The organism is Bacteroides sp. MSK.20.12 (assembly GCF_019052435.1).
Taxonomy (GTDB): domain Bacteria; phylum Bacteroidota; class Bacteroidia; order Bacteroidales; family Bacteroidaceae; genus Bacteroides; species Bacteroides xylanisolvens.
Genome location: NZ_JAHQVH010000064.1, coordinates 21151 through 27228, shown reverse-complemented (window position 1 = coordinate 27228; position 6078 = coordinate 21151). Strand labels below are relative to the sequence as shown.

Here is a 6078-nt window from a genome sequence, read left to right as displayed (position 1 = left end):
TCCTCTTTAGACTGGCTAAGATTTATGCATACCCCCAATGATTATCGGGTGAGCCGCTTCTTGTCAACTGTCAGAATCGTCTTCTGATGTTAATCGTAATTCTTCTGTAGATAATCAGTCAGTTAGTTATGATAACTCGCAGTCATTAACTATTTCTGATGTAGAATTAGGATTTAAATTAGTAACTGAATCAAACTCTAATAATTATCGCCTGCGTAGAATCATTGAAATCAATGACTCCTTGAAAGACGTTATGCATAAGTTTCTCGTGTTAAGAGAGAATTCTTTAGTATTAGATCAAAGTAAATCTTTTTATTCGGATAAGGATCCACATTACTCCATTACGTGTAGCGATTACTATGTGTTCGCTCTAAGACATATCCTTATTTAGTTTATTTCCCCCTATTATCCGTTTTTTTTCGTACTCTGTATGAACTGTGTGACTTTTTCCTTTTAAAAGTTGCAGGGTCTGTAGCGCAGTGTGCCTAATCGAAATTTTTACTTCCTAAATAACTAAAATTAATTTCTTAACAAAAAAACTTATTATGGAAACTACTAAAAAAACTCAAGTTGTAGGTATAAAAAATGCCGGTATCGTAATCATCTGCTGTTTAGTAATAGCTGTATGTATCTTCCAATTCCTGTTAGGTAACCCGTCCAACTTTATGAACAATGACCCGAACAATCACCCATTGAACATGTTGGGTACTATTTACAAAGGTGGTATCATCGTGCCTATTATCCAGACATTGTTGTTAACCGTACTTGCTTTGAGCATCGAACGTTATTTCGCTCTTCGTTCTGCTTTCGGTAAAGGTTCATTGTCTAAGTTTGTAGCTAACATCAAAGACGCTTTAGCTGCCGGCGACATGAAGAAAGCACAGGAAATCTGTGACAAACAACGTGGATCTGTTGCTAACGTAGTAACTTCTACTTTGCGTAAGTATGAAGAAATGGAAAAGAACACATCTCTTCCTAAAGAACAGAAGCTGTTGGCTATCCAGAAAGAACTTGAAGAAGCTACTGCTTTGGAAATGCCGATGATGCAACAAAATCTTCCGATCATCGCTACCATCACCACTCTGGGTACATTGATGGGATTGCTCGGTACTGTAATCGGTATGATCCGTTCATTTGCTGCTTTGTCTGCTGGTGGTGGTGCTGACTCTATGGCTTTGTCACAAGGTATCTCTGAAGCTTTGATTAACACTGCTTTCGGTATCTTGACTGGTGCATTGGCTGTTATCTCTTACAACTATTACACTAACAAAATTGATAAATTGACTTACGGACTCGACGAAGTCGGATTCTCTATCGTGCAAACTTTTGCAGCTACTCACTAATTCTGCGAACCCTTATAAAATCTATTATTAATCATGGGTAGAGCGCAAATTAAAAAGAAAAGTACGTTCATAGATATGACCGCTATGAGTGACGTTACTGTATTGCTTCTGACTTTCTTTATGTTGACATCAACATTTGTGAAGAAGGAACCAGTGCAAGTTACCACTCCGGCTTCTGTATCGGAAATCAAGATTCCGGAGACTAATGTACTCCAGATTCTGGTTGATCCGGAAGGAAAAATATTTATGAGCCTCGACAAGCAGCAGGATATGCAGGCTGTCTTGGAGAGCATGGGTGAAGAGTATGGCATTAAGTTTACTCCGGAACAAGAGAAGAGATTTATGTTGTCTTCTACTTTTGGAGTGCCTATCAGAAGTATGCAGAAATATCTTGATCTCCCCGAAGATCAACGGGATAAGATCCTTAAGAATGAAGGTATTCCATGCGATAGTGTTGATAATCAGTTTAAATCGTGGGTACGTAATGCACGTACTGCTAACGCTGATCTACGTATTGCCATCAAGGCAGACGCTACGACTCCATACTCAGTGATAAAGAACGTTATGAACTCACTTCAGGATTTGCGGGAAAATCGGTACAATCTGATTACTTCTCTCAAAGCAGAATCTGAAAATTAAAAAGGAGGAAATACAATGAGTGCTGAAGTACAAGAGAGCAGCGGAAAAAGAGGAAAGAGCAAGCAAAAAAAGATAACTGTCCGGGTGGACTTTACACCGATGGTGGACATGAATATGTTGCTGATTACTTTCTTTATGCTTTGTACCACACTGAGCAAACCTCAGACGATGGAAATAAGCATGCCGAGTAATGACAAAGATATTACTGAAAATCAGAAGAGTATGGTGAAGGCTTCACAGGCAATTACACTATTGCTGGGGCCTGATAATAAACTCTATTATTATGAGGGAGAACCTAATTATAAGGACTATACCTCGTTGAAAGAAACTAGCTACGGTGCAAATGGACTGCGTGCCGTACTTCTTCAGAAAAATGCTGTTGCTGTCAATAAAGTAAGAGAATTGAAACAACAGAAATTGGATCTTAAGATAACGGATGACGAATTTAAGAAGCAGGTTTCCGAGATAAAGAGCGGAAAGGATACCCCGACCGTAATTATTAAAGCTACGGATGACGCTTCTTATATGAATCTGATTGACGCGCTGGACGAAATGCAGATATGTAATATTGGTAAATATGTGATAACAGACATTGCGGAAGCTGATGAATTCTTAATCAAGAATTTCGATGCGAAAGGTGGATTGTCACAGAACTTAGCCGATAATTGATGTAACACCCAAAAAAGAAAAGTAAAATGGCAAAATTAGATTTAGCTTCTTCGGAATGGTGTCAACTGATTTTTGAAGGCAAGAACCAGGCATACGGAGCATATAGAATGCGTGCCAATTCAACAAAACGACACAATGTCGCCATGTTGATTGTGGTAATCATAGCGGCAGTCGGATTTAGCATCCCTACACTGCTTAAGTTGGCAACTCCGGAGCAGAAAGAAGTGATGACAGAGGTGACTACCTTGTCGAAATTGGCAGAACCGGAAATCAAACAGGAAGAGATGAAACGGGTTGAGCCGGTGGCGCCTCCTCCCCCTGCACTGAAGAGTTCTATCAAGTTTACTGCTCCTGTCATCAAGAAAGATGAAGAGGTGCATGAAGATGATGAGATCAAGAGCCAGGAGGATTTGAATGCTACTAAAGTATCCATCTCTATTGCCGACGTAAAAGGTAACGACGAGGCGAATGGTAAAGATATTGCTGACCTTAAGCAGGTGGTGACACAGGCTGCACCGGAACCGGAAAAGGTTTTCGATATGGTAGAACAGATGCCGACTTTCCCTGGTGGTCAACAGGAATTGATGGCTTACTTGGGTAAGAACATCAAATATCCGACTATTGCACAGGAGAATGGAACACAAGGTCGCGTTATTATACAGTTTGTTGTGGAACGTGATGGTTCTATCACTGATGTGCGTGTGGCTCGTGGTGTAGACCCTTATTTGGATAAGGAAGCTGTGCGTGTGGTAAAAAGCATGCCGAAATGGCTCCCTGGTAAACAGAATGGAAAAGCGGTACGTGTGAAGTTCACCGTTCCGGTAATGTTTAGATTACAATAAAAGATGATGAAGAGACAATTTAGGCTGATAGGACTCGTAGCGTTGGTGGTGTTGAGTGCTTGTAACTCAAAATCGAAAGGGCCGACGGATACTTATTCTTCCGGTGTGGTATCTATTGCAGCGGATGAGAGTTTCGAACCTATCATACAAGAAGAGATAGAGGTGTTTGAAAACCTTTACCCTTTGGCCGGGATTGTTCCTCGCTACACAACTGAAGTGGAAGCGATAAATTTACTTCTGAAAGACAGTGTCCGGTTGGCTATTACAACCCGGACACTGACTAAGGAAGAAATGAATTCATTCCACAGCCGTAAATTTTTCCCTCGCGAGATAAAATTGGCTACGGATGGTCTGGCATTGATCGTGAATCGTGCTAATCCGGATTCTTTGTTGAGTGTACGTGATTTTCGCCGCATCCTCACCGGTGAGGTGAAAAACTGGAAAGAGGTAAATCCGGATTCCCGCTTGAAGGGGATTCAGGTGGTGTTCGATAATAAGAATTCCAGTACCGTACGTTTTGCAATGGACTCAATCTGTGGTGGGAAACCGTTGGCTGAAGGTAACGTCAGTGCCTTGAAAACCAACCAGCAGGTGATAGACTATGTAGTGAAGAATCCTGATGCCATGGGAGTTATTGGAGTAAACTGGCTGGGGAACCGCAGTGATACGACCAATCTTTCTTTTCGTGAAGAGATCAGAGTGATGGCAGTCAGTGCTGAAGATGTGGCAACTCCTGCGAACAGCTATAAGCCTTATCAGGCCTATCTGTTCTATGGTAATTATCCGCTGGCACGATCCATCTATGCATTACTGAACGATCCTCGCAGTGGGCTGCCCTGGGGATTTGCTTCTTTTATGACATCCGACAAGGGGCAGCGGATTATATTAAAATCCGGACTTGTTCCGGCTACACAGCCGGTGCGTATTGTCCATGTGAAAGACGAATAATAACTAAAATTAGAGACTATCATGAAACGAGTACAAATGTTTTTAGCTGGAGCGTTTATAGCAGTAGGGTCGCTCTGTGCGCAATCAACCGATGCCGAATGGCAGGCGGAAGTTGCCAAATTGAAAGAAACTATTCAGACGAATCCGGCACAGGCTGCTGAAGAAGCCGAGCATCTGATTAAAGGAAAGAATAAAAAGAATGTGGAACTTTTGGTAGCTATCGGAAATGCGTATCTGGATGCTGACAAACTTCCCGAAGCGCAAGAATATGCAACTCTTGCCAGAAAAGCGAATGGTAAATCGGCTCTTGCTTCTGTATTGGAAGGAAATATTGCCATGAAGCAGAAAAATGCGGGTCTCGCTTCTCAGAAATATGAAGAAGCGATTTATTTCGATCCGAAATGTACGGAAGCTTATCTGAAATATGCAGATGTTTATAAATCAGCCAATGCAAGTCTTGCTATTGAAAAGCTGAACCAATTGAAAGCCCTGGAACCGTCCAACACAGCCGTAGACAAAAAACTAGCCGAGATTTATTATTTAAAAAATGATTTTAGTAAAGCGGCAGAAGCTTATGCGAATTTTGCAATGGGGCCTACTGCTACGGAAGAAGATTTGGTGAAGTATGCGTTTGCTTTATTTTTGAACCATGATTTTGAGAAATCGCTCGAAGTGGCTAATATGGGATTACAAAAGAATGCCCATCATGCTGCGTTCAACCGTCTGGCAATGTATAACTATACTGACCTGAAGCGTTTTGATGAAGCGATAAAGGCAGCGGACATCTTCTTCAATGAATGTGAAAAAGCCGATTATTCTTATTTGGATTATATGTATTATGGACACTTGCTGGAAAGTCTGAAAAAATATGATGATGCAGTAATACAATATGAGAAAGCGGTAAAGATGGATCCGACAAAGACGGATTTATATAAAAATATCTCTTCTGCTTACGAACAGAAGAATGATTATAAAAAAGCAATCAGTGCTTACCAGAAATATTATTCATCCCTTGATAAAGAAAAACAGACTCCGGACTTACAGTTTCAGGTTGGTAGACTTTATTACGGTGCTGGTACGCAACCTGATTCATTGACAATCACTGTTGAAGAACGCAAGCAGGCGTTGATGTCCGCCGATTCTGTTTTCCATGCAATTGCAGAAGCAGCACCGGATAGCTACTTGGGTAACTTCTGGAGAGCTCGTGCCAATTCAGCACTGGACCCTGAAACCACTCAAGGACTTGCGAAACCTTTCTATGAGGAAGTGGCTGCTTTATTGGAAAGCAAAAATGATCCTCATTACAATTCAGCTTTGGTTGAATGTTACAGTTATCTTGGATATTACTATTTGTTAGCGATCGAGAATCCGGCATTGAAGGCCGAAGCAAAGGCTAATAAAGATAAATCCATAGAATACTGGAATAAAATTCTGGCTATAGACCCCGCTAATGCTACTGCTAAAAGGGCATTGGACGGCATCAAATAGTGAATAATTTTAGTTGTTTGTCGTGACAGGAGGAGTGGAGAGTGATCTTAGCTCCTCCTTTTTTTGCACTTTTTTCTCCTTTTCTATTGGAATATTCAAAAGATTGCCTACATTTGCGGTGTACTATTACACTAATACACTAAGAAACA

The 6078-nt window shown here is 41.0% G+C and carries 7 protein-coding genes; all 7 read left to right on the top strand.

Annotation, left to right across the window (positions count from 1 at the left end):
- Nucleotides 1–67: 67 nt before the first annotated feature.
- Nucleotides 68–391: a hypothetical protein gene (locus KTR06_RS24595; RefSeq protein WP_254306457.1), complete on the top strand. Its 324-nt coding sequence runs from the start codon at nucleotides 68–70 to the stop codon at nucleotides 389–391.
- A 154-nt stretch (nucleotides 392–545) separates the two neighbouring features.
- Complete coding sequence (locus tag KTR06_RS22865; protein WP_004306909.1) at nucleotides 546–1343, top strand: MotA/TolQ/ExbB proton channel family protein; 798 nt, start codon at nucleotides 546–548, stop codon at nucleotides 1341–1343.
- 33 nt (nucleotides 1344–1376) lie between these two features.
- A complete protein-coding gene (locus tag KTR06_RS22860) occupies nucleotides 1377–1982 on the top strand; it encodes a biopolymer transporter ExbD (protein ID WP_004316570.1) in 606 nt (201 codons plus the stop codon).
- Between the two features lie 15 nt (nucleotides 1983–1997).
- Nucleotides 1998–2651: a biopolymer transporter ExbD gene (locus tag KTR06_RS22855; RefSeq protein WP_074708273.1), complete on the top strand. Its 654-nt coding sequence runs from the start codon at nucleotides 1998–2000 to the stop codon at nucleotides 2649–2651.
- A 26-nt stretch (nucleotides 2652–2677) separates the two neighbouring features.
- Nucleotides 2678–3493 carry an energy transducer TonB gene (locus KTR06_RS22850; protein WP_004316568.1) on the top strand — a complete coding sequence of 272 codons (816 nt, stop codon included), beginning with the start codon at nucleotides 2678–2680 and terminating at the stop codon, nucleotides 3491–3493.
- Nucleotides 3494–3496: 3 nt separating this feature from the next.
- Nucleotides 3497–4441: a PstS family phosphate ABC transporter substrate-binding protein gene (locus KTR06_RS22845; RefSeq protein WP_044135562.1), complete on the top strand. Its 945-nt coding sequence runs from the start codon at nucleotides 3497–3499 to the stop codon at nucleotides 4439–4441.
- Nucleotides 4442–4462: 21 nt separating this feature from the next.
- Nucleotides 4463–5929, top strand: coding sequence for a tetratricopeptide repeat protein (locus tag KTR06_RS22840; RefSeq protein ID WP_217290833.1), 1467 nt, complete (start codon nucleotides 4463–4465; stop codon nucleotides 5927–5929).
- The last annotated feature ends 149 nt before the right edge of the window (nucleotides 5930–6078 follow it).

Coding starts and splice junctions, on each gene's coding strand:
- KTR06_RS22850 (WP_004316568.1), top strand. CDS start 2,678: ATGGCAAAATTAGATTTAGCTTCTTCGGAATGGTGTCAACTGATTTTT.
- KTR06_RS22865 (WP_004306909.1), top strand. CDS start 546: ATGGAAACTACTAAAAAAACTCAAGTTGTAGGTATAAAAAATGCCGGT.
- KTR06_RS22845 (WP_044135562.1), top strand. CDS start 3,497: ATGATGAAGAGACAATTTAGGCTGATAGGACTCGTAGCGTTGGTGGTG.
- KTR06_RS22860 (WP_004316570.1), top strand. CDS start 1,377: ATGGGTAGAGCGCAAATTAAAAAGAAAAGTACGTTCATAGATATGACC.
- KTR06_RS22855 (WP_074708273.1), top strand. CDS start 1,998: ATGAGTGCTGAAGTACAAGAGAGCAGCGGAAAAAGAGGAAAGAGCAAG.
- KTR06_RS22840 (WP_217290833.1), top strand. CDS start 4,463: ATGAAACGAGTACAAATGTTTTTAGCTGGAGCGTTTATAGCAGTAGGG.